At 47.8% G+C, this 20,170-nt stretch carries 19 protein-coding genes; 11 read left to right on the top strand and 8 right to left on the bottom strand.

Annotated elements, in window-relative coordinates:
* Positions 1 to 20 precede the first annotated feature (20 nt).
* Positions 21 to 1,445, top strand: a complete 1,425-nt coding sequence (locus PEL01S_RS04260; protein ID WP_127459404.1) for an aldehyde dehydrogenase family protein — start codon at positions 21 to 23, stop codon at positions 1,443 to 1,445.
* A gap of 791 nt (positions 1,446 to 2,236) precedes the next feature.
* On the opposite strand, the gene PEL01S_RS04255 is transcribed toward PEL01S_RS04260, so the two are convergent.
* Both PEL01S_RS04255 and PEL01S_RS04250 read right to left on the bottom strand, forming a co-directional pair.
* The gene (locus tag PEL01S_RS04255; RefSeq protein WP_127459403.1) at positions 2,237 to 2,431 is read right to left on the bottom strand and encodes a hypothetical protein; all 195 of its coding nucleotides are present in this window, start codon (positions 2,429 to 2,431) and stop codon (positions 2,237 to 2,239) included.
* A gap of 331 nt (positions 2,432 to 2,762) precedes the next feature.
* On the bottom strand, positions 2,763 to 3,116 hold the full coding sequence (locus PEL01S_RS04250; protein ID WP_127459402.1) for a helix-turn-helix domain-containing protein: 354 nt from the start codon (positions 3,114 to 3,116) through the stop codon (positions 2,763 to 2,765).
* 578 nt (positions 3,117 to 3,694) lie between these two features.
* Between PEL01S_RS04250 and PEL01S_RS04245 the strand changes: the two genes are divergently transcribed.
* The gene (locus PEL01S_RS04245) at positions 3,695 to 4,090 is read left to right on the top strand and encodes a hypothetical protein (RefSeq protein ID WP_127459401.1); all 396 of its coding nucleotides are present in this window, start codon (positions 3,695 to 3,697) and stop codon (positions 4,088 to 4,090) included.
* A 55-nt stretch (positions 4,091 to 4,145) separates the two neighbouring features.
* Here PEL01S_RS04245 and PEL01S_RS04240 read toward each other — a convergent pair whose 3' ends face one another.
* A complete protein-coding gene (locus PEL01S_RS04240; protein ID WP_127459400.1) occupies positions 4,146 to 4,721 on the bottom strand; it encodes a hypothetical protein in 576 nt (191 codons plus the stop codon).
* Positions 4,722 to 4,923: 202 nt separating this feature from the next.
* Here PEL01S_RS04240 and PEL01S_RS04235 point away from each other — a divergent pair, with 202 nt between their 5' ends.
* The 6 genes from PEL01S_RS04235 (at position 4,924) to PEL01S_RS04210 (ending at position 13,523) form a co-directional block, all read left to right on the top strand.
* The gene (locus tag PEL01S_RS04235; protein ID WP_127459399.1) at positions 4,924 to 7,137 is read left to right on the top strand and encodes an MrcB family domain-containing protein; all 2,214 of its coding nucleotides are present in this window, start codon (positions 4,924 to 4,926) and stop codon (positions 7,135 to 7,137) included.
* Positions 7,109 to 9,523: a restriction endonuclease-like protein gene (locus PEL01S_RS04230; protein ID WP_127459398.1), complete on the top strand. Its 2,415-nt coding sequence runs from the start codon at positions 7,109 to 7,111 to the stop codon at positions 9,521 to 9,523. The genes PEL01S_RS04235 and PEL01S_RS04230 overlap by 29 nt, the downstream gene beginning before the upstream one ends.
* A 234-nt stretch (positions 9,524 to 9,757) precedes the next feature.
* The gene (locus tag PEL01S_RS04225; protein ID WP_127459397.1) at positions 9,758 to 10,015 is read left to right on the top strand and encodes a hypothetical protein; all 258 of its coding nucleotides are present in this window, start codon (positions 9,758 to 9,760) and stop codon (positions 10,013 to 10,015) included.
* Between the two features lie 71 nt (positions 10,016 to 10,086).
* On the top strand, positions 10,087 to 10,401 hold the full coding sequence (locus PEL01S_RS04220) for an aspartyl protease family protein (protein ID WP_239551311.1): 315 nt from the start codon (positions 10,087 to 10,089) through the stop codon (positions 10,399 to 10,401).
* A gap of 121 nt (positions 10,402 to 10,522) precedes the next feature.
* Entirely contained in the window at positions 10,523 to 12,979 is a 2,457-nt protein-coding gene (locus PEL01S_RS04215) for a TOTE conflict system archaeo-eukaryotic primase domain-containing protein (protein WP_127459396.1), read from the top strand.
* 136 nt (positions 12,980 to 13,115) lie between these two features.
* The gene (locus PEL01S_RS04210) at positions 13,116 to 13,523 is read left to right on the top strand and encodes a PH domain-containing protein (RefSeq protein WP_127459395.1); all 408 of its coding nucleotides are present in this window, start codon (positions 13,116 to 13,118) and stop codon (positions 13,521 to 13,523) included.
* 86 nt (positions 13,524 to 13,609) lie between these two features.
* On the opposite strand, the gene ablB is transcribed toward PEL01S_RS04210, so the two are convergent.
* The gene (gene ablB / locus PEL01S_RS04205; RefSeq protein WP_255320072.1) at positions 13,610 to 14,587 is read right to left on the bottom strand and encodes a putative beta-lysine N-acetyltransferase; all 978 of its coding nucleotides are present in this window, start codon (positions 14,585 to 14,587) and stop codon (positions 13,610 to 13,612) included.
* 247 nt (positions 14,588 to 14,834) lie between these two features.
* Between ablB and PEL01S_RS04200 the strand changes: the two genes are divergently transcribed.
* Positions 14,835 to 15,101, top strand: a complete 267-nt coding sequence (locus tag PEL01S_RS04200) for a YokU family protein (RefSeq protein ID WP_127459394.1) — start codon at positions 14,835 to 14,837, stop codon at positions 15,099 to 15,101.
* Between the two features lie 297 nt (positions 15,102 to 15,398).
* On the opposite strand, the gene kamA is transcribed toward PEL01S_RS04200, so the two are convergent.
* Together kamA and PEL01S_RS04190 are read right to left on the bottom strand one after the other, a co-directional pair.
* Positions 15,399 to 16,820 (bottom strand): lysine 2,3-aminomutase, encoded by a 1,422-nt coding sequence (gene kamA, locus PEL01S_RS04195; RefSeq protein ID WP_127459581.1) that lies wholly within the window; start codon positions 16,818 to 16,820, stop codon positions 15,399 to 15,401.
* A gap of 110 nt (positions 16,821 to 16,930) precedes the next feature.
* Entirely contained in the window at positions 16,931 to 18,367 is a 1,437-nt protein-coding gene (locus PEL01S_RS04190; protein ID WP_127459393.1) for a sigma-54 interaction domain-containing protein, read from the bottom strand.
* A gap of 277 nt (positions 18,368 to 18,644) precedes the next feature.
* On the opposite strand from PEL01S_RS04190, the gene PEL01S_RS04185 reads away from it, so the two are divergent.
* Entirely contained in the window at positions 18,645 to 18,851 is a 207-nt protein-coding gene (locus PEL01S_RS04185; RefSeq protein WP_127459392.1) for a hypothetical protein, read from the top strand.
* Positions 18,852 to 18,891: 40 nt separating this feature from the next.
* Positions 18,892 to 19,056 (top strand): hypothetical protein, encoded by a 165-nt coding sequence (locus tag PEL01S_RS34345; protein WP_163767915.1) that lies wholly within the window; start codon positions 18,892 to 18,894, stop codon positions 19,054 to 19,056.
* Positions 19,057 to 19,110: 54 nt separating this feature from the next.
* Here PEL01S_RS34345 and PEL01S_RS04180 read toward each other — a convergent pair whose 3' ends face one another.
* Both PEL01S_RS04180 and PEL01S_RS04175 read right to left on the bottom strand, forming a co-directional pair.
* Complete coding sequence (locus PEL01S_RS04180) at positions 19,111 to 19,404, bottom strand: DUF5316 domain-containing protein (RefSeq protein ID WP_127459391.1); 294 nt, start codon at positions 19,402 to 19,404, stop codon at positions 19,111 to 19,113.
* Positions 19,405 to 19,452: 48 nt separating this feature from the next.
* The gene (locus PEL01S_RS04175; protein ID WP_127459390.1) at positions 19,453 to 20,115 is read right to left on the bottom strand and encodes a DUF2625 family protein; all 663 of its coding nucleotides are present in this window, start codon (positions 20,113 to 20,115) and stop codon (positions 19,453 to 19,455) included.
* Positions 20,116 to 20,170: the final 55 nt, after the last annotated feature.

Raw genomic sequence — 20,170 nt, 5'->3', positions numbered from 1 at the left:
TAAGGAGGCGGATTCACTTCATGAAAAAGCATGCATTCATCGACGGAACCTGGGTTGAGACGAAAAATTACACCCCGCTGTACTCGCCGTACTCCAAGGAAAAGCTGGCCGACATCGCTTCGGCCGACCTCGCGGAGACCGAGCTGGCGATCGAAGCGGCGGTCCGCTGCAAGCCGGTCATGCGAAGCATGCCGGCCCACCAACGGGCCCGCATTCTGGAAACCGTGTCCCGCCTGCTGGAACAGCGCCGCGAAGAAGCAGCCCGCCTCATCGCGCTGGAAGCCGCCAAGCCGATCAAAGCCGCTCTGATCGAGGTGGACCGCACGATCCAGACGTATAAGCTGGCCGGTGAGGAAGCGAAGCGAATTCACGGCGAGACGTTGGCGATGGACGCCGTTCCCGGAGGGGAAGGTCGCTTCGCTTATACCGTAAGAGAGCCGCTAGGTGTGGTCGGGGCGGTCACCCCGTTCAATTTCCCGATGAATCTGGTCGCCCACAAGCTGGGCCCGGCCATTGCCGCGGGCAATACGGTCGTCCTTAAGCCTGCGGGCCAGACGCCTTTATCCGCGTTCTTCATCGCGGAGCTGTTCATGGATGCCGGACTTCCGGCCGGAGCTCTGAACGTCGTCACCGGCGCCGGCAGAGTCATCGGCGATAAAATCGTCGAGGACCCCCGTGTCGATGTCATCACGTTTACGGGAAGCCCATCCGTCGGTAAAAGCATTCGCGCGAAAGCCGGATTGAAGCGCGTCACGCTGGAGCTAGGCTCCAACTCCGCAGTTATCGTGGACAGCGACGCCCGGATCGATTCCATTATTGCACGCTGTGTCACAGGTGCGTTCTCGTTCCAAGGCCAAGTCTGCATCTCCTTGCAGCGGGTGTACGTGCTGGAGGACAGGTATGAAGAGTTTGTCGAAAAATTCGTCGCGGCGGCCAAGCAGCTCAAGCTTGGAGACCCGCTGGATGCCGATACGGATGTGTCCGCGATGATCTCCGAACGGGAAACGGAGCGGGCCGTGGAATGGATTCAGGAAGCCGCACAGCAGGGGGCAACCGTGGCGCTGGGCGGAACGGCCGAAGGCGGGATTCTTGCGCCTACGGTGCTGCTTAACGTTCCTCCCGACGCGCAAGTGTCGTGCAAGGAAGTGTTCGCCCCGATTGTGCTGATCAACAAGGTTAGCTCGGTGGAGGAAGCGGTAGATTGGGTCAACCATTCCGTCTACGGCCTCCAGGCCGGGATTTATACCGACAACCTGCACACGGCCATGAACGCGATCGATAAGCTGCATGTCGGCGGCGTCATGATCAACGACATTCCGACCTTCCGGCTGGATCACATGCCCTACGGCGGCGTGAAAGAAAGCGGCGTCGGGCGCGAAGGCATCAAGTATGCGGTGGAAGAATTGACGGAGCTGAAGCTCGTGGTGTTTAACCGGAGTCGGTAAGGTTTGAGAGGGTTAAGTTTTAAAGTTTATAGTTTTTTTTGAGGGGCTGCTACGGCGGCTCTATTTTTTATTTTTAGCACTTCCTCCGCTTATATGGACTGCTAACAATTATTTAACAAAGGACGAAGCCTGGTGGGATAAGTTTGAATTTTGTTCTTTTCTCCATTCTGAGGCTTTCGTTCTCGAATTTGAAATTTTAACTTTCTTTAATCCATTTGTTAAGTGGATTATGCCTAACTTTACTATTTGAATTACTTAATTATGTAAATTTCACTTTACAAATATAAACAATCGTGGTACATTTTTTTTGTATAGGATCTTTGGTAATTGGTGATCGTTTTGGTTTTTTTGGGAAATAAGCTTTGGGGAAAAGTAAGATCTGAGGTGATAGCCTGAGAAGTCTCCATTATCATCAGTTTAAGTTGAAAAAGAACTTTCAACAAAAACAGGATCCAACGTAGTTTAGCGCTTAAAAGTTAATGGCGTAATTGCGATGCAATCAACGCACCATTTTTTTAATATTTTATTTTGCTAAAACGATCCCATTACCTCTTCATCATTGGCCCGGTGATATTTTGAGAAAGGAAAAAGCTCGTTTCGGTGTGGCAGCCGAATATAACGGGCTTTTTCTTTTTTTTCTGTGTATATTTTGGTTATATGGGGGAATAATAATAAAAAGGACCTTGCATCTATCGACCGAATGCCCGGTTGCATGGGATAATGCCACCGGTTGGCAGCCGGTGTTCCCAATGCGGTCGATTTCCGCAAAGGCCTATTACCTTAAACGAACACTATTGTCCGCCGCCATCATCCTTAAATAGGTTAATGACTTGGATTGCTAGAGTAATACTCCTCCAACCCCACTCCATCGAACGTTCGAGAATAGTTTTGCCGCTGCTGCACGTTTTGCACGTGCCTTCCGGTGCAGCGGTTTCTTTCTTATGACTGACCTTGTTGTTTGTATAGGTCTTCTTCTTTTTCTTCATCCTGGTTTTCCTCCTGTAAAGTAGGTGACTTTGAGAAAAAACCAGGCATGCCCTGCCTTATTAGGACAGTGGAACTATTATATACCAAAACTATTAAAAGTTTCTATATATATTTAGTGATTTTTTTGAATATATAAGTATATATTGAGCATTTTTGTCGAAATAGATTGAATTAATTAAATCGACAAGGTTTGACTTGTAAAAAACACATGTTTCTTAATACATAAGACTTTAATAGATTAAAGTCAGGAGATTGTTCCCTCTATTTCTTTATGTTAAGAGAAATCTATAACCTATTCAAAAAAGAGTACTAAACTTCTTCCTTATTTACTTACTTAGATTCAATAGACTTAAAAATTTCCTTCGTTATCCGATGTATCATCTTTACATCGTCAATACGCTTGCTTTTTAAGAAATTATAATGAACCTCTAAGGCATCTGTTAACTCAAGACTGGCTTGGTCCACATTAAGTTCGCTGAAATCAAACAAATCGCTTGGTAGAATATCAAGAGCTTGGATTATTTTTTCAAGGGAGTCTAATGACGCGTTTCGATCACCACGTTCAACGTCACTTAGATATGTGTGTTGAATCTGGGCTTTTTCACTTAACTCTTCTTGTGTGAGCCCTTTTAATTTGCGAATGAATCTTATTCTTTCACCAATTAATTTTCTAAGGTTTGACACGATACCACCTCAATATAAGCGTAAGAGAGTTTTACTTAAATTGGAATATAACTATAAGTGTATTAATTTGATAAATTAACTTATAAGTGTTATATTCAATTTGAGTTGTTATCTTATGATTTATTGAAAAGGTGGTATTTATGTATTCAAATTAAAAATTTTGTAGAGGTGTATGTTGATTGGCGTCTTAAGCCGCAAAATATGAGGTTAGGTTGTCTAATCAAGGAATTGCTGTTCTACTTTGAATAGGAGTGGGGATATCATCATGAGTGTCTCAAAAATCCGAGTATTACTTCCGGACGATAAGTGCATTGAAAAACAAGTCAGCAATTTAGCGGAGTTCTTGCCTTTAATTAGAATGGTGAATGTCGTTTCATACGAAGCTGCGCTATAAAATCGCTCGTATTGAATTAATTATTGACGAGGATATATGGCTTCTGGTTATTCTTGAGTAATCGAAATTATTAACCACTCAGAATAAACGAAAAACACTCAAAGTTAGAGGCATAGTGATAGGAAGAATTTGTTTTATTTTTCGAGAAGCTAAGTATTTAAAAATAATCAGGAAGGAAAGATAAATGTCTATCTCTGAATATAATTTGTTATCGGATATTCAATATTGGCATGAAAGTTCTCAGGGGCATATGGAGATGGCTATGCTATTCCTGCATCATGGAATGCACGAGGAGTGTTTCTCTTTTGCTGGTATGGCAGTGGAAGCTATGCTCAGAGCGTTCTATATTAAGATTAACGGCCAACTTGTACATGTTCAGCCTTCATACGAAATCTTAATAAAAACGCTCCGATCATACGGCGAGGTGGAATTGGATACGGAGCTATTTTTAATTGCCGTTCTCTTTCTTTCCAGAAACTATGATAGTTTAATCTTTAATCCACCGATTGGGGAACATATCCGAAAGATTTTAATTAAAACCGATAGAATTCTACATCATTTATCGACAAAGGTAGTATAGGACGCTGAGTCCTTATATCAATATGTTCTTGTTAGGATTTAAGCTCCCGCATCTGCTAATCTTCCCTATCCTCTAAGATCTGACCAATAATTAATAAGTGCAGAGAGACTCGTTTCTTCCGATGAAGTCTAAACGAATGTTGTATAAGAGAGATAATAAACAAGGATATTACAAATGTAGAGATGAAATTAGAAATTTCAAAGATCATAGAAAATAAATCGTTGATTTTGCTCCCATCAGATGAAGGAGCATTCTTGCTTAGAATCGAAAGTAGATTATTTGAGGTAGAAAAGATAATTCCTAGAAAAAAAGTACCAACAGGTAGAATGAATCTGATGAAAAGATCAATAGCAATTTGAAAATAAGTCGCATCATTATCGTGGGATTTAAGCAGTATACGAATTTCTTTTAGTGCATGACTTTCAATACGACTGTATGCATAGTAGGTTTGATGAAAATTTTGATTTCTTACTCTCTTTTTAGCTCTGCCGCGAGCTTGATTCCATTCTCCAAAATAAGCTCTAAGTGGACGCTCAAGGTCGGCAAGAAGTTTTGCTAATATGATAGTTTCCACAAGTAAGAACAAGCTGCAAATTATCAGTGAAATCGTAATGATTGAAGTTTGATCCATAGTTGACCTCCAGAAACGGAAGAAGATGCGTACACCATACTAAAGGACTTTGGTGCTAATAATTTTACATAGATACAGGAAAATGTAAATATCTGTCGAATGTATCTGAAGAGCGGAAAAACCGCTCTTTTTCTATATCGTTTTATAATGCGTTAACGTTTAATCAGAAATGAATTAAAGCTAGTAATTATGGAGGAACATAATGCCGCTACCGAATGAACTCTCAACCATATTTCGTAGTAAGCAAAAGTCATATAAGATGGTTTTGATTCTTGCAATGTTAGAGGAGTATAACAATACCCGAATCAAAAGCTTTTCTTTACAACGAATTTCAGAGGCGTTTTTAACCCATTTGCAACAAAGAGAAGCAGAGGGAAAGCGAGTAGATGCACCTCCAAAAAAATTAGCTTTAAGGTGGTCTGATGTAACAACGAACCAATTAAAATCATTGATTAATACCCCGATTCAAGCTCTATCCTCAGTAATTGATGCGCATGATCAAAAACAGAGTATTTCATTTAAGCCTTCAATCTGGGAAAAGCTTGACGAAAACGGGATAGAAGACTTGCGTAATTATGCTTTAACAGAAATTGAAAATTACTATAACCATTTTAATAACCATGTCGCAATTAGAGAGCACCTCGAACAAGTCATGCGGGACTATATTTCTGCTAAAACGCAGCCTTTCTCAGGGCATCAATTAGGAACGTTATTTAGAAAAACGATCCCGGAACAATTAAAGTGCCTCCCATTTATCGATGAGCACTATAAAATTCAGGGCTCTATTGGACAGGGAAACTGGGCTAACATCCCATGGATAGCAATCCTAGATAAGCGGATTACGGAAACTACCCAACGTGGAGAATATGTTGTTTATTTGTTCGCAGAGGATATGAGCTGTGTTTACTTAACTCTAGCACAAGGTGTTACAGGTCCAGGGGAAAAAGGAAAAAAAGAAAGCCACGAGTACTTGCGTCAAAAAGTAAAGCAAATGCGGGAACTATTATCCCTCGACCATTTTCAAAAAGACGAGAATATTCATCTCACGACTAGCGGCATTGGACGGGATTATCAGGTATCTACGGTTGCATATGTGCGTTATGATCGAGATCAAGTGCCAGATGATGAACAATTGATATCTGACCTTGAGAATTTGATTGAGAATTATAAATATTACGTCGACACCATCAAGAAATCAGGTACAGAAGTAGAAGCCGACATGATCGAGATAGGAGCAGAATCTTTGGATCCGTTGTCTGTGAAAGAGCGTGTACAAACCATCCAAACCTACATCCGGCGCAAAGGCTTCCAATTCCCTGACCATCTCATCGAGAACTTCTACCTATCTCTCAAAACGAAGCCGTTCGTCATTCTCGCGGGCGTCTCGGGAACGGGCAAAACGAAGCTGGTCAAGCTATTCGCCGAGGCGCTTGGAGCAACGAGCACTAATCGACAGTTCACTTTAATCCCGGTGCGGCCAGATTGGAGTGATCCTTCTGATCTGCTTGGCTATAAGGACTTGTCCGGCACTTTTCGCCCCGGTAGGTTGACGGAGGTGCTGCTAGAAGCGACCAAGCCGAGCAATCGGCACAAGCCTTATTTTATTTGCCTGGACGAAATGAATCTAGCGCGGGTGGAGCATTACTTTAGCGACTTGTTGAGTGTGTTAGAGACCCAGGAATGGCGCGATGACCGTATCGTGACGGCTTCGTTAATCGGGAAAGACTCGCTTACGACGGACCAAGATCAGCAGACCTTCGGAAATATGTATTTGCCGGATAACGTGTACCTCGTCGGGACGGTCAATATGGACGAGACCACGCATCCGTTCAGCAAGAAGGTATTGGACCGAGCCAATACGATTGAATTCAACTACATTAACCTGGCTCAGTACCCGGACGAAGCGTTGGCCGACGATGACGAACTTGCGACGCAGATTCCCAACAGCTTTTTGCGGAGCGATTATTTGCAACTGGTCGATGTATATAGAGAGTACCGAGACCTCGTACACCGAACAACGGATAAGTTGGTGAAGATCAATACCATTCTCGAAGAGATTCATTCTCATGTCGGATTCCGTATTCGCGATGCGATTTGCTTTTATCTCATATACAACGAGTGCTTCCAACTACTGAGCGAGGATGCTGCGCTGGATATGCAGCTTTTGCAAAAGATTTTGCCTCGGGTTCAAGGGAGCGGAAGCTCGGTGAAGCGAGCACTGCTGCAATTGATGGAGGTAGCGTTGGATAAGAGCCTGCCGATTCAGAAGATGATGGATGACCCGACGGAGTCCAATTTCAAGTGGAATGCCGGATCATCGTCCGAGTCCGTGAAATACCCGCAAAGCGCGCGAAAAATAGCCTTTATGCTGCGGAGGTTGGAGGAAGATGGATTCACCTCATACTGGCTCTCTTAATCAGAGCGTAGAGCTTCTGCGCGTGGAGACGAATCTGTTCGATCTCTATATCAAAGGTAAGCCGTTTCACCCGACCGTGGAGACGCTACAGCTTCATCGTAGCGAGGGGGAGGAATGGGTGAGCGCTCATTTTCACGTAGCTGCTCCGTCCGCGTCGGTAGCTATCGAGTCGATAGCCGTCTTTTCCCCGGTAACGAAGGAGCTAGTGCTAAGGGGCCAAGGAAACCAAGGCTATCCGATCTTTTTCGAGACTCAGTCTTATGTGCTGGTCATCGAGAAGAAGCAGGAGGTCGAGCTGACCTTCCACCATGAGAACGTTCATTTACGTGAAGCGGTGAAGCCTCTGGGCAAGAGCCAAAAGATTCTATCCGGCATTCTCAATTTCCAGAACGAAGTCGGGCATACTGAGCTGGAGCTGCGCGTGCATGGGCAGACGGTGATGCAGCTTCAGCTGGAGATTTTTCCGGCCAAGATGGATTACAAGCGCGACTACGAGATGATCCTCAAGGACGTGAACGAGCAGATATATAATCTGTCATTTGATTTCTTGCGGAAGACGTATCACCTGACGGGGCTCAGGGAGACGAAGAATCAGAGTTTGACGGAGTTTTTCACGATCCTCCAGCACGTTTTCGCGCAGCTCGTGCAAGCCGTGGAGCGGATCAAGCAGGCGCCTCATACTCAGCTTCAAGTGGATAAACGAGTTGTCGACGCGGCGCGAGTGAAGAAAGCGGGCAAAGAAAACGTCGCCTTTCTGGCGAAGCGACCTCATTTACTCCGCCCGGACGAGCGGCTTGGGTTTATTCCAGTTCAAGGGCAGCGGATGGTCCCGAGCCATGTACTGGAGACGAAGCGGCAGGTGCATTACGATACGCCCGAAAATCGGTTCGTGCGTTGGGTGCTATTGCGCATCCAGCAGAAGCTGAAAGGGCTGAAAAAGCGACTGTCCGAAAAAGGTCGCGACCGCGACCCGCAGTTACTAAAGCGTCTAGAGCTCATGCAGACACAGCTTCAGCGGGTGCTAGCGCTTGATTTTCTGAACGTGGGCGACATGACACATATGTCCGTTTCGCTAGTGCTTCAGATGGCACCGGGTTACCGGGAGGTGTACCGTTATTACCTGATGCTGATGAAGGGCTTGTCGATTCAGAGCGATTTGTTTCGTCTGTCTATGAAGGACTTGGCGAAGCTGTACGAATACTGGTGCTTCCTCAAAATCCACCAACTGCTGAGCAAGAAATACGAATTGTTGAACCAGGACATCATTCGCGTGGACCGGACAGGCTTGTTTGTAACATTGGATAAAACGCAGCAAGCAAAGATGGAATATCGTAACCCGAGCAACGGGGAAGAGTTTACGTTGTTCTACAATGCTTTGCCGAGCGGAGATACGAGCCCGACCTTGGCTCAGCGGCCGGACAATGTATTAACGCTCAAGAAGAACGATACTGCTGCGGAGTATAAATATATTTTTGATGCGAAATACCGCTTGAACCCGGCTTACGAAGGTACGTCGTATTACAAAAAGTACCGGATGCCCGGACCAGAAGAGGATGACATCAATACGATGCACCGTTACCGGGACGCCATTGTGTATATGGACAAGCAGGAGCACGAATACGAGCGCAGCATGTTCGGGGCTTATGTGCTGTTTCCGTACCCCGACGAAGAACGGTTTCAGGAGCATAAGCTGTATAAAAGTATCGAGCTGATTAACGTAGGAGCGTTTCCATTTTTGCCGAATGCGACTTCGTTGATGGAGCGGTTTCTGGATGAAATTATTATGGATAGCCCAGAAAAAGCCTACGAACGCTCAACGCGGCCGCGAGGGACAAAGCAGTATTACCAGGATCATCTGGCTGGGAAGAATGTGCTGGTGGGCTCGTTAAGGGAGGTTTCGCAGCTAGAGGTAGCTCGGAAGCATCGCTTTTATCACGTGCCGCTAGAGAATATTTCGGATCATAAAATTTTAAGTCAGATCGAGTATGTTGCCGTCTGTCAGTCTCAGGAGAAGTTTGGGTCACAAGGGGAGACTGGGATTCAATGGTACGGTAAGGTTGCGGATTGGAAGGTTCTGCGGCGTAAGGAGATCACGGAGAGGCCGGCGAGTCAAGGAACGGAAGAGCAGTTGTACGTGAAGTTCACCGTGGAGGAATGGCTGCGTCGGGAGAAACCGATTGAACTGGGCGAATACGGGATATATACGGTGCTCTATACGTCAAAGTACCTGTTCGATCGGGCGCTAGATATTGCGGAGCTGAAGCTGGATAGCGCGGCACATTTGAAGGAGTGGCGCGAGATGCGCAGGCACGGGCAGGTTCACGTAGAGCTGGATAACGAGCATGTGGACTTGGCGCAATCGATTTTGGGGATGGAGCTTAGGTGAGAGGGGAGAGCGGATGGAACCGATATCCATCACTAAGGAAATCCGATCAAATCAGGTCTTAAACGAATGATGGATCGAAGCATGGAAGCATATAAGCATGGAAAAGCCATAACTACATCCGAATTTGTAAAGCTATTGTCTCCCGCTGATTTAACAAAATGATTTCAACGATGAAGGTAACTGAAGTTCTATGTTATAATGATTTTAACTTTTTATTGTAAGGGGCTGATTGAAATGAAATGGTCGGAGGTTTGCAACCATTACCCCTGTCGTTTTGTCCTGGTGGAAGCCCTCAAAGCTGTGTCAAACAATCGCGTACGGACGATTGAAGAAATGACGGTTGTGGAAGAATACGATAACCCTATCCAGGCTTGGGAAGGGTATAAACACTACCATAAGGAAAATCCCGAACGTGAATTTTATGTATTCCATACCAGCAAGCAGGAAATTGAAGTTATCGAGGAATACTTTACAGGGATTCGTAGATCATGATGAGGCTCAGACTGGAACACGGTCTTCCGTTGGTTTCATTTTCATGCACATACCAAGAGAAGACCATTGAAATGAGCAATGTTTTGTTTGATACAGGATGTGCTTCCACCATATTTGATACGGATTTATTGGCAAAGATCGGACTTTATCTTGATATGATCAATGGAACTGCCAAACGGATGTATGGTGTTGGCGGTGCGAGTGAGTTATGCTATGAACAAATCGTGGATAGCCTGCAAATTGGAAACATCATGTTACCATCTTTTAAACTCCAGTTGGGTATGACAAGAGAACCTTATGGCTTTGATGGAATCCTTGGTATAGATTTCATGACAGCAGTTGGGCTTAAGATTGACTTCAAAACTATGAATATCGCGCACTCATAAACAAACCCTATCTTAACGGATGGGGTTTTCTCTGTTTTGGAAATGGGTATTTATGGATTTTGCATGTTACAATGTTTAAGAGACTCCTCGTCGTTTTTAGACTGGATTATATGGAGGAAACATGAAAGAACTTGAAGACAAGCTTGCGCTTGCACTACAAGAAATTGAACGACTCAGGCTTGAAAACCAGAAGCTCAAGCAAAGATTACTGTTGCTTGAAACAGAAGATCAATTACAAAGTTTAAGTACTACAAATACCTTCCCTCAGTTCTCTCCATCCGAGGTAGTGCAAGAACCTGAGCTTGTTCGTTCCCGTAAAAATGTAAAAGGGAGCGTTCATAATTACTCTACGCCCGACGAGAAAATTGCTTTGTTCCGCAGTCTATTCCATGGGCGGGAGGATGTGTATCCGGTCCGATGGGAAAGCAAGAACGGAAAGTCAGGTTATTCTCCAGCTTGCCATCGCGAGTGGACCGCGGTTTGCAAAAAGCCGCAAATCAAATGCTCAGAATGCCTTCATCGGGAATTCCTGCCGGTAACGGATGAGGTGATCGCAGGACACCTAGATGCCAAAATAAATCGAATCATCGGGGTGTACCCGATGCTTATGGATGAAACCTGCTGGTTTCTGGCAATCGATTTTGACAAACAAAATTGGCAGCAGGATGCCAGCGCAGTGATGAAAACATGCAAAGAAATGAACGTCCCGGCCGCTTTGGAAAGGTCTCGCTCTGGGAATGGAGGCCATGTATGGATTTTTTTCGAGCAACCGACAGACGCAAGCCTTGCTAGAAAGCTTGGCTGCGCTCTCTTGACCAAAACCATGGAGAGAAGATATCAGCTCAGCTTGGAATCGTATGATCGCTTGTTTCCGAATCAGGATACATTGCCCAAAGGCGGCTTTGGCAATTTGATTGCTTTGCCGTTGCAAGGAGCTCCTCGTAAGGAAGGCAACAGTATCTTTGTAGATGAATACTTCCTGCCATATGAGGATCAGTGGAGCTTTTTATCTACACTGCCCAAAATGACCTTGGCCGAAGTTGAAAAAGTGGTTCGGGAAGCTGCGCACAATGATGCCTTGCTGAATGTCGGTCATTGGGGTGAAGATAATGATGAAGCCAAGCCCTGGGATCAAGCTGCGTTTTCATCTGATGATCAAGAACAATTCAAGCTGCCCCCAACCGTCAATATTGTGCTAGCCAATATGATATATATCGAGAAACATGGTTTGCCTGTCAAGATGTTAAACCACCTTCAGCGATTAGCCGCTTTTCAAAATCCCGATTTTTATAAAACACAGGCCATGCGCTTACCAACTTACGGGAAGCCGCGAGTCATCGGTTGCTCGGATGATTTTCCTAACCATGTTGCGCTTCCGAGAGGCTTGTATCATGAGGTTATTCACCTGTTTAATCGGCATCAAGTCGAACTATCGATCACCGACGAACGTAATGCAGGCAAGCATATTGATGTGGTGTTTCTTGGAAAACTTTCCATGCTGCAAGATACCGCGGCAAGATCGATTTTGGCGCATGATACAGGAATTCTTTCGGCTACGACAGCTTTTGGAAAAGCGGTAGTAGCCGCTTCCATTATTGCTTCAAGACAGGTGAATACGTTGATCCTTGTCCATCGGCGGGAATTGATGGATCAATGGAAGGAGAGACTCAGCACATTTTTGAATCTGAGCCCTAAGGATATTGGAATCATCGGCGGTGGGAAGGAAAAACGTACTGGCTGTGTCGATATTGCTATTATCCAAAGTTTGAATCACAAGGGACAAATCAAAGACTATCTGGCTGAGTATGGTCAGATTATCGTCGATGAGTGTCACCATGTTTCAGCTTTCAGTTTTGAGCAAGTTCTAAAAAAGGCAAAGGCGAAATATGTCGTCGGACTGACGGCTACACCAGCCCGTCAGGATGGTCACCAGCCAATTGTGTTGATGCAGTGCGGCCCGATTCGGATCAAAATTGATCCGAAGTCACAAGCGCTAGCTCGTGGAATAGATCACAAAGTAATCCCGAGGTATACGACCTTTAAAATTCCCGGTGAATCAGGGCATTTGAAAATACAAGATATATATCAAATGCTCATCAATGACGAAAGCAGAAATGAATTAATTTTTGATGATTTGCTCAAATGCTTGGACCAAGGAAGGTCTCCTATTTTGCTTACAGAGCGAACAGCTCATGTCGAATATTTTGAAAAAAGATTAGAAAAGTTTGCCAAAAACGTGATTGTGTTGCGCGGTGGTATGGGCAAAAAGCAGCGGGAAGCACTTCGTGTGAAGATCGCCAGTATTGCGGATTCGGAGGAAAGGGTATTTATAGCAACGGGAAAATTGATCGGTGAAGGCTTTGATGATGCGAGGCTGGATACTTTATTTCTGGTCCACCCGATTTCTTGGAAAGGAACACTCCAGCAATATGCGGGACGATTACATCGTTCACATAGTAATAAAAAGGATGTGCAAATCTACGATTATGTTGACCTTCAGGTGCCACTACTGATGAGTATGTATAAGAAAAGGATCAAAGGTTATCGAAGCATGGGATATAGTGGTATGGAACTGTAGAGTAGATCACTGGCTCCAAACCCTCGCAGTAAACCAAAACCGTCACGGAGCGTGTATACAGTTGCCCGCTCGAGAAGAACAAATGTGCTCAATTCCTTGGGTACTTTAATAAAATAGGGATGCGTGGAGGTGGAATATGGAGAAATTCGGAAGTAAGAAGGATGGTGTTTTTGCGGCTATCCATTGGGGGCTAATTATTGCCCTGATTTTTTTGACGGCGCTTAGCATTTGGTTAAGGTTTTGGATCATTATCCCGGTGCTGCTGCTTACTTTCGCTTTTTTCATGTGGACGTGGTTCACAACGAATTATGAAGTGCAACATGATACGCTCATTGTCAAATCAGGCCCTTTTCGCTGGCGAATCCCCATTTCGTCCATACGGCGGATACGGAGAACCAATAACGGAACTTCCAGTCCGGCTCTGTCGCTCGATCGTTTGGAAATTACCCACACCCAAGGAACCATCCTGATTTCACCCGATCAGGAACAGCAGTTTTTGACGAGGCTCAAAACGATAAACCACAAAATTGAAATCGAATCCTAAAATCAAGCAACCACGACGGCCCTGCAATCCTCACTGGAATGGCAGGGCAGTATTCCTGTTGGTTGCATTGTAAGGAGCTGTGGGGGCTAGTTGTCGTTCCGACCTTCTTCCTGCTGCGCAAGGTCTTTCACCCACAGATTCATATCCTCGAATTTGTCGTAAATTTCGACGCTTTTCGTCAGTCGGCCGTAGTAACGGTATCCCATCTGCCCGAGGGCGGCATTCATGCCGAACGAAAGGGCTCTCGCCAGTGAATAGGCGCAATAGATGTTCCTGCTGCGCAGTTCTTCCTCTAAAGCATAAATGAGCACTCTCATCAGCCCAAGCTTACGGTAAGCGGGGAGCGTAGCACAATCCGTAATTTCCGCATTGCGGTACGCTTCGTTGATTTCTGCCGAGGCGGCGCTGATCAGCAGGCCCGCTTGTTCCACGATATAAAAGACGGTGCCCTCCCGGATGACCTTCTCGACGTACCAAGACTGGCTCATGGGGGTTGGGTACGTCTGAAACACTTGACCGTACAAAGCGGCAAGCGCCTCGGCATCTTCCGGCTGGGCAATACGCAGCGTACAGTCTGCGGGGATCTGCGGGCGTTCCGGCTTCAAGGGGAGCTGAAGCACTTGCCCCAAAATCTGATCCTCCTCGATCCAAAATTCGCTGGTCCGGCGCTCCAGATCGAAGTAGACGGCCATACAGTAGGCGTCCCCGCCCCGAAAATAGCCCTTGTAAATCCCTTCGAGCATACAGCCCTTGGATAAAAAGGCAGGCCAATCTTCTTCGCGCGACTTGACGAAGGCTTTGGTTAACGCGTGCTGGCCGGCAAGCTCGCACATACGCCCGTAAATAGCATCGATATTTCCCCGGTAATCGTCAACCCGTATCCTTTTGTTAAAGAAATCGAGGCAAACATGCATCTCGTAATCGCTTCCCTGCTCGATTTGATTCGTATAGTAAGCTTGTTCTTCCAGCATTTTTTCCTCCTCAAAGTTTTCCAAAGGAAAACTATCTTCGTAAGCATAGGCTAAGCTTTCCGCAGGAAAGCTGTCTTCGCAAATCCGTTTCACCCGAGCGGTTCCTCCCTAAAGTTTAAAGCAAAAACAGGGTCAATGCGAGAGAGGATCAAGTCCGTTCCCTTGGTGGACAAAAAGTTTTGTTGCAAAATGATTGCGAGATGCAAAAGATTTTGCGGCACTGTATGGCTTCCACCCGGTCTATAAGGTTATTTCGTCCCCAATCCTAAGTTGGCATCAACTTTGCTTATATACCATATGGTAAAAATAATGACAACCTGGAGAGGGGAGAGAATAAACAATGAAATGTATGTGGTGCGATGCGGAACCGATCCGCGAGAGCGTAAAAGATTGCTATTGGGTGGCGCCGGACGGGAAAACGGCGGTGCAGATTCTGGAAGCTCCGGCGTTGGACTGTCCTAATTGCGGACAATACGTGACCGAAAGCATGTCGCAGCGAATCGAAGAGGCGCTTTATTTGAATGATTTCTCCACGCTAGGAAGCAAGTTCCGTTACGAAGAGCTGATGAACGCGCCGCGGATCAACAAATTTTCGAGCAAGGGTTGACCTGGGGCGCATCTGCTGGCCGCCACAGCCTGAACAAAGCCCTCGACGCTCCCTAAGTGGATGCGCGAGGGCTGGTTTGCTTGCCCGGACGTTTTGTGCCGGAGGCTGCCACCCGCCGCACTACAACAAAACACGCTCCAGAGAGCGGTGCGTGGAAGAACTCCGGAGGCCTTGATGAAAAACAAGGACCGATGCAATGTCCTGCACAGCCCTTCCGCACGCCGAAAACCTTGCACGGCCTTCACCTACCAAGCCAGCCAAGGGGGAGCCACCAAAACTCCCCCTGTCGCCAACGCCTCACGCCTCCGCGCTCGAAGCATCCTCCTTCTGCTTCACCGCTTTGATCAGCTTCTCCTTCATTTCATCCCGTTTTTGCCGGCGGTCTTTCAGCGAGGTGTGCTCGGAAGCTTCCTCGTATGATTTTCTGCGGCCGATGCGGTGCAAGTTTTCCGGCACCAGGTTGAATTTTTCGTCCTTCATGAGGGCGATAATTCCCGTGCTTGCCGGTGCTTGCTGGATGCCGTAAATTTCGTTGAAGTATTCGTCGGCGCGGCCCGGGACATAATTTTTCGGCTCCGGGTACCCGACGATAACGCCTTCATAGTTGCGCAGGATGACTTTGTCCTGGCTTTGCGAGATGAGATAGTTCGGCTGCAGCGCGATTTTTCCGCCGCCTCCGGGGGCGTCGACGACGAAGGTCGGGACGGCATAGCCGGAAGTATGGCCGCGCAGCGCCTCGATAATTTCCAGCCCCTTGGACACGGGCGCGCGGAAATGGCCGATGCCTTCGGACAAATCGCATTGGTAAATATAGTAGGGGCGGACGCGGATTTTGACCAGCTCGTGCATGAGCTTCTTCATAATATGCGTGCTGTCGTTAATGCCCGCCAGAATGACCGCCTGATTCCCCAGCGGAACGCCCGCGTTAGCCAGCATTTCGCAAGCCTGCTTCGCCTCGGCTGTAATTTCCAAGGGATGATTGAAATGCGTGTTCAGCCATACCGGATGGTACTTTTTCAGGATGTTGCACAGGTTCTCCGTAATGCGCTGCGGGAAGACGACCGGAGCCCGCGTGCCGATCCGGATAATCTCGACGTGGGGGATTGCCCGCAAATTTTTCAATATATATTCCACAATGTTGTCGTTGATGAGTAAGCCGTCGCCCCCGGACAGGAGCACGTCGCGGACTTCCGGCGTACGGCGGATGTAGTCGATAGCATCGTCTAGCTGCTTTTTGGGTACCCCCATGCCCACTTGGCCCGAGAAGCGGCGGCGCGTACAGTAACGGCAGTACATGGAGCATTGGTTCGTGACCAGGAACAGCACACGGTCCGGATAACGGTGGGTTAAGCCCGGCGTCGGGGAATCTTCGTCCTCGTGGAGCGGGTCCTCCAGGTCGTATTTCGTTTTCAGCAGCTCCGCGGAGATCGGCACCGACTGCAGGCGGATCGGGCAGCGGGGATCGTCCGGGTGCATCAGCGAAGCGTAATACGGCGTTATATTCAATGGAATCGTTTGCGTTGAAATGCGTACGCCTTCCTCTTCCTCGGGCGTCAAATTCACGACCTGCTTCAACTCGTCCAAGGTGCGGATCGTGTGCGTCAACTGCCACAGCCAATCGTTCCACTGTTCCTCCGTCACATCTTTCCACAGTTCGACGTCTTTCCAATGCCTTTTGCTGCTGAGAGGGGGAACGTTTGCTTTGCTTTGCGGGTCCATCATCGGTACGCTCATCCAGAGCACCTCCATCAATCGTTTTCACTTAATGTATAAGCAAAAACTATGCCAATACTGGGAGATGTTGGGCCCACGTCGATAAGATTCCGCCGCTACGGCTTCCTCGCGATCCCGTACCGGTTCAGCTTATACTGCAAAGCCTGCCGCTTGATCCCCAACGCTTGCGCGGCAAGGCTGATATTGTACCCGTGACGCTTGAGCGCGTCGACGATCGCCTCCCGCTCCATCTGCTTCATCCGGTCGGTTAATTTCCCTGCCGGGAACGCGGTAAGGTCTGGCTTCCGCAGAGCGGGAACCGGCACGGGACAGGGAACTTCCCGCAGATTCGCGGGCAGGTGACGATTCTCAATGATCTCCTCTTCCGGCTCGATCATATTGAAGGCGGATTCGATCGCATGCCCCAATTCGCGAACGTTGCCGGGCCAGGCGTAAGCCATGAACCGCTGCATGGCGGACGGAGCCAGTCCCGTAATTTTCATGCCGAACATCGGATTGAACTTCTCGATAAAATGCTGCGCAAGCAGCGGAATGTCCTCCTGCCTGCGCAGCAGCGGCGGGAGCTGCAGGTTGACGACATTGAGCCGGAAAAAGAGATCGTGCCGCAAAATGCCTTTGTCCAGCGCTTCCTGCGGTTCCATGTTCATCGCCGCCACGATTCTGACGTTCACCTGCTGCTCCGTCGTCCCCCCGATTCGCCGCACGATGCCGTCTTGCAGCACCCGCAGTAGCTTGGCCTGAAGCAGCAGGTCCAAGCTGTTGATCTCGTCCAGAAACAGCGTGCCGCCGCTGGCCTGCTCGAACAAGCCCGCGCGGTCCACCGCTCCGGTGAACGCGCCTCGGGTCGTGCCGAACATGATGCCCTCCATCAGGTCGCCGGGTACGGCGGCGCAGTTCTGCGCGATGAACGGATGATTGCGGCGAACGCTCGCGTTGTGCATGCTCTGGGCAAACAATTCCTTACCCGTGCCCGTAGCCCCGCAGATAAAGACGGGGGAGCTGGTGCGTGAAGCTTTTTTGGCCGTAGAAACCGCTTCCAGAAATGCCGGACTTTCTCCGATTAAGTCGCTGAAATGATAGCGGGCCGCGCCCGTCTTTTTGCCGTCCTTCTGCTTGGCTTGGTACAACTGGTGGCGCAGGTCCAGAATCTGGTCATGAAGCTGGACGATGCTGGTAATGTCTTTGGCGACCTCCAGGGCGCCCGTAAGCTGATCGTTATCGAAGAGCGGATACGTGCGGTTGATGGTTGTAATGCGTTTGCCCGTGACGTTGACGTAGGTTTGTATTTTTTCGGGCACCTCTTGTCCGGTCTGCAGTACTTTGGCCAGCGTGCTCGTTTCGTGGGTTAAGGAAGGGTAGACGTGAAAAATATTTTTATGCAGCACTTGTTTCCGCGCAAGGCCGTCGATCTCCGCCATTTTGTCGTTATAAAAGACGGTCGTCCCCTCCCGGTTCACCAGATGGACGCCCACGTCGACCATATTTAATATTTTCTCGAAATATTGGGACCCGAATTCGTTCGGATCGGACATCAGGATCACCGCCTCCAGAAAAATCTCTCAACTAAAAAAATATGACATATCGAATAAGAAAAGAACACCGGCCTCCTCGCGCGAATAAGGTACGGAACTATTCTACTTGATAAACACAATTTAGGCAAAAATTTGAAAGTTTAAAAGAGTTGTCGGAGCATGGAATTTTGCACCCTGCGAAAGCCTGGCGAAAAAAATTTTGCGCCGCCGAGAACCAAACGGAGACCGCCAACACTCTAATGGGGTGTATTGAATATGCGGGAGAGGAAGATGTACAATGAAACCTTATAAAATCCTAATTGCAACAACGGTTGCGGCGGCTGGCTTGTTTATGGCTTCGATTCCGGCGGCGCAGATGCCGCAGAAGGCTTTTGCAGCAGAACAGTTGATCGGAAAGCCGCTGACGGAGCTTGATCCGAAGACGGTGGAATGGGCACGTCAGGCGATGCAGGAGCTGTGGCATTACCGGGCCGCTTCTTGGTAATCAGGCGGGGTTAATAAGTCTTGTCCAGAACGGAAAGGCGTTGAATCGCAAAAGCTTGAAGTTCGTCGGCAAGAACGGAGAGGCCTATTCGTACGTACAAGAGTTCTCGCCGCTGGATAAAGAGCTGCCCGTTCGTCTGACGACCTATACGATGCCGCAAATCGAATTTTATAAGGAGCTGGAAATGCGGATCCCGATCCGCTGATGGGTTTTAAGCCGTGCGGTCCTTGGTTGAAGGACTTGCACGGCTTTTTTTGATTTACAGCGAACTGAAATATACGATGGCGGCCAGAAGCAGGTTGGGGAATCCGATCAAAACACAATACGTTGCCCACTTCTCTCTGGCTGCTCTATCCTTGGCGGTACTGAGCCGAAAGTTGGCCCTCACCCGATCACCGCTTACGCTGGAACCGGTAAGGATGGCCGCCACTCCTGTAAAAATCAGCCCGAATATCCCGGCATACGTATAAAATATGGCAGGGTCTTGCAAAAAGATAGCGGTCAGTGCAACAACGAGCAAGCAGCCCAGCCCAAGGATGAGGGAGTTTCTCACAAGCGATCACGCTCCATTTTCGATGGAATTTTATCCGATAGCACCTTCTTATTTAAGTTTACTATCGTTTACAAAAATTTTCCATAGTTCCTCGATCGGAACGACGGATCTGGCGCGATGGGTAACGGGGCCGCCGTCCGCCCACAAGAACGGATAAATCGACACTCCCTGATTTCCATCGATAGGCCGAATCTCTTCCGCCCAGCCTTCCCAACGAAAAGTCTCATAAAATTTTTGCACATCGCCAAAGCAAGCCCAATATAAAAAATCCGAAAACCCCATATCTAGGCTTTCCCATTCCAAGGTATCCGGCGCGAAATAAAACACATCTCCCGGTTTGCCCTCGAAAGCTCCGCCGTTCAGCGCAAAAAAGCCGCCTACTATGTCGTCGGCGATCAAGAACGATGAAGGGAATCTCGTGCTTTTTCCATCGGCGCCGATTTCATTCCACGTGATCAAATTCCTCGGCAGCCGTCGACTGCCGGAACCCAAGATGCGCAGCCAACCGTTCTCGATGAGGATGCCGCCCGTATAATACGCAACTGTACCCAATACGGATCTGGTCGTCACTTGCAGTTGATGCAGCACCTCTGCGGCTTCGTGCGGATTCGCGGGTAAAATCTCGACGGTGTTGGCCGCTTTGGCAACCCAGTCCTGCACTTCCAGCCATGTGGACTCCGTTTCGTCAATCAGTTCGTCCAACGATTTCATTTACAGCACCTCATTTCATAAGGACCTCTCTTCATCCAAAAATTATACAACAACA

Source organism: Paenibacillus elgii NBRC 100335 (assembly GCF_004000865.1).
Classification (GTDB): Bacteria; Bacillota; Bacilli; order Paenibacillales; family NBRC-103111; genus Paenibacillus_G; species Paenibacillus_G elgii.
The sequence above is the reverse complement of the archived record's forward strand: the minus strand, read 5'-3'. Positions and strand labels throughout refer to the sequence as shown.

What these genes read in the sequence shown, in the direction of transcription:
- PEL01S_RS04245 (WP_127459401.1), top strand. Translation starts at nt 3,695, where the DNA reads ATGTCTATCTCTGAATATAATTTGTTATCGGATATTCAATATTGGCAT.
- PEL01S_RS04230 (WP_127459398.1), top strand. Translation starts at nt 7,109, where the DNA reads ATGGATTCACCTCATACTGGCTCTCTTAATCAGAGCGTAGAGCTTCTG.
- kamA (WP_127459581.1), bottom strand. Translation starts at nt 16,820, where the DNA reads ATGGACCCGCAAAGCAAAGCAAACGTTCCCCCTCTCAGCAGCAAAAGG.
- PEL01S_RS04200 (WP_127459394.1), top strand. Translation starts at nt 14,835, where the DNA reads ATGAAATGTATGTGGTGCGATGCGGAACCGATCCGCGAGAGCGTAAAA.
- PEL01S_RS04235 (WP_127459399.1), top strand. Translation starts at nt 4,924, where the DNA reads ATGCCGCTACCGAATGAACTCTCAACCATATTTCGTAGTAAGCAAAAG.
- PEL01S_RS04260 (WP_127459404.1), top strand. Translation starts at nt 21, where the DNA reads ATGAAAAAGCATGCATTCATCGACGGAACCTGGGTTGAGACGAAAAAT.
- PEL01S_RS04255 (WP_127459403.1), bottom strand. Translation starts at nt 2,431, where the DNA reads ATGAAGAAAAAGAAGAAGACCTATACAAACAACAAGGTCAGTCATAAG.
- PEL01S_RS04240 (WP_127459400.1), bottom strand. Translation starts at nt 4,721, where the DNA reads ATGGATCAAACTTCAATCATTACGATTTCACTGATAATTTGCAGCTTG.
- PEL01S_RS04215 (WP_127459396.1), top strand. Translation starts at nt 10,523, where the DNA reads ATGAAAGAACTTGAAGACAAGCTTGCGCTTGCACTACAAGAAATTGAA.
- PEL01S_RS04185 (WP_127459392.1), top strand. Translation starts at nt 18,645, where the DNA reads ATGAAACCTTATAAAATCCTAATTGCAACAACGGTTGCGGCGGCTGGC.
- PEL01S_RS04220 (WP_239551311.1), top strand. Translation starts at nt 10,087, where the DNA reads ATGAGCAATGTTTTGTTTGATACAGGATGTGCTTCCACCATATTTGAT.
- PEL01S_RS04175 (WP_127459390.1), bottom strand. Translation starts at nt 20,115, where the DNA reads ATGAAATCGTTGGACGAACTGATTGACGAAACGGAGTCCACATGGCTG.
- PEL01S_RS04190 (WP_127459393.1), bottom strand. Translation starts at nt 18,367, where the DNA reads ATGTCCGATCCGAACGAATTCGGGTCCCAATATTTCGAGAAAATATTA.
- PEL01S_RS04225 (WP_127459397.1), top strand. Translation starts at nt 9,758, where the DNA reads ATGAAATGGTCGGAGGTTTGCAACCATTACCCCTGTCGTTTTGTCCTG.
- PEL01S_RS04210 (WP_127459395.1), top strand. Translation starts at nt 13,116, where the DNA reads ATGGAGAAATTCGGAAGTAAGAAGGATGGTGTTTTTGCGGCTATCCAT.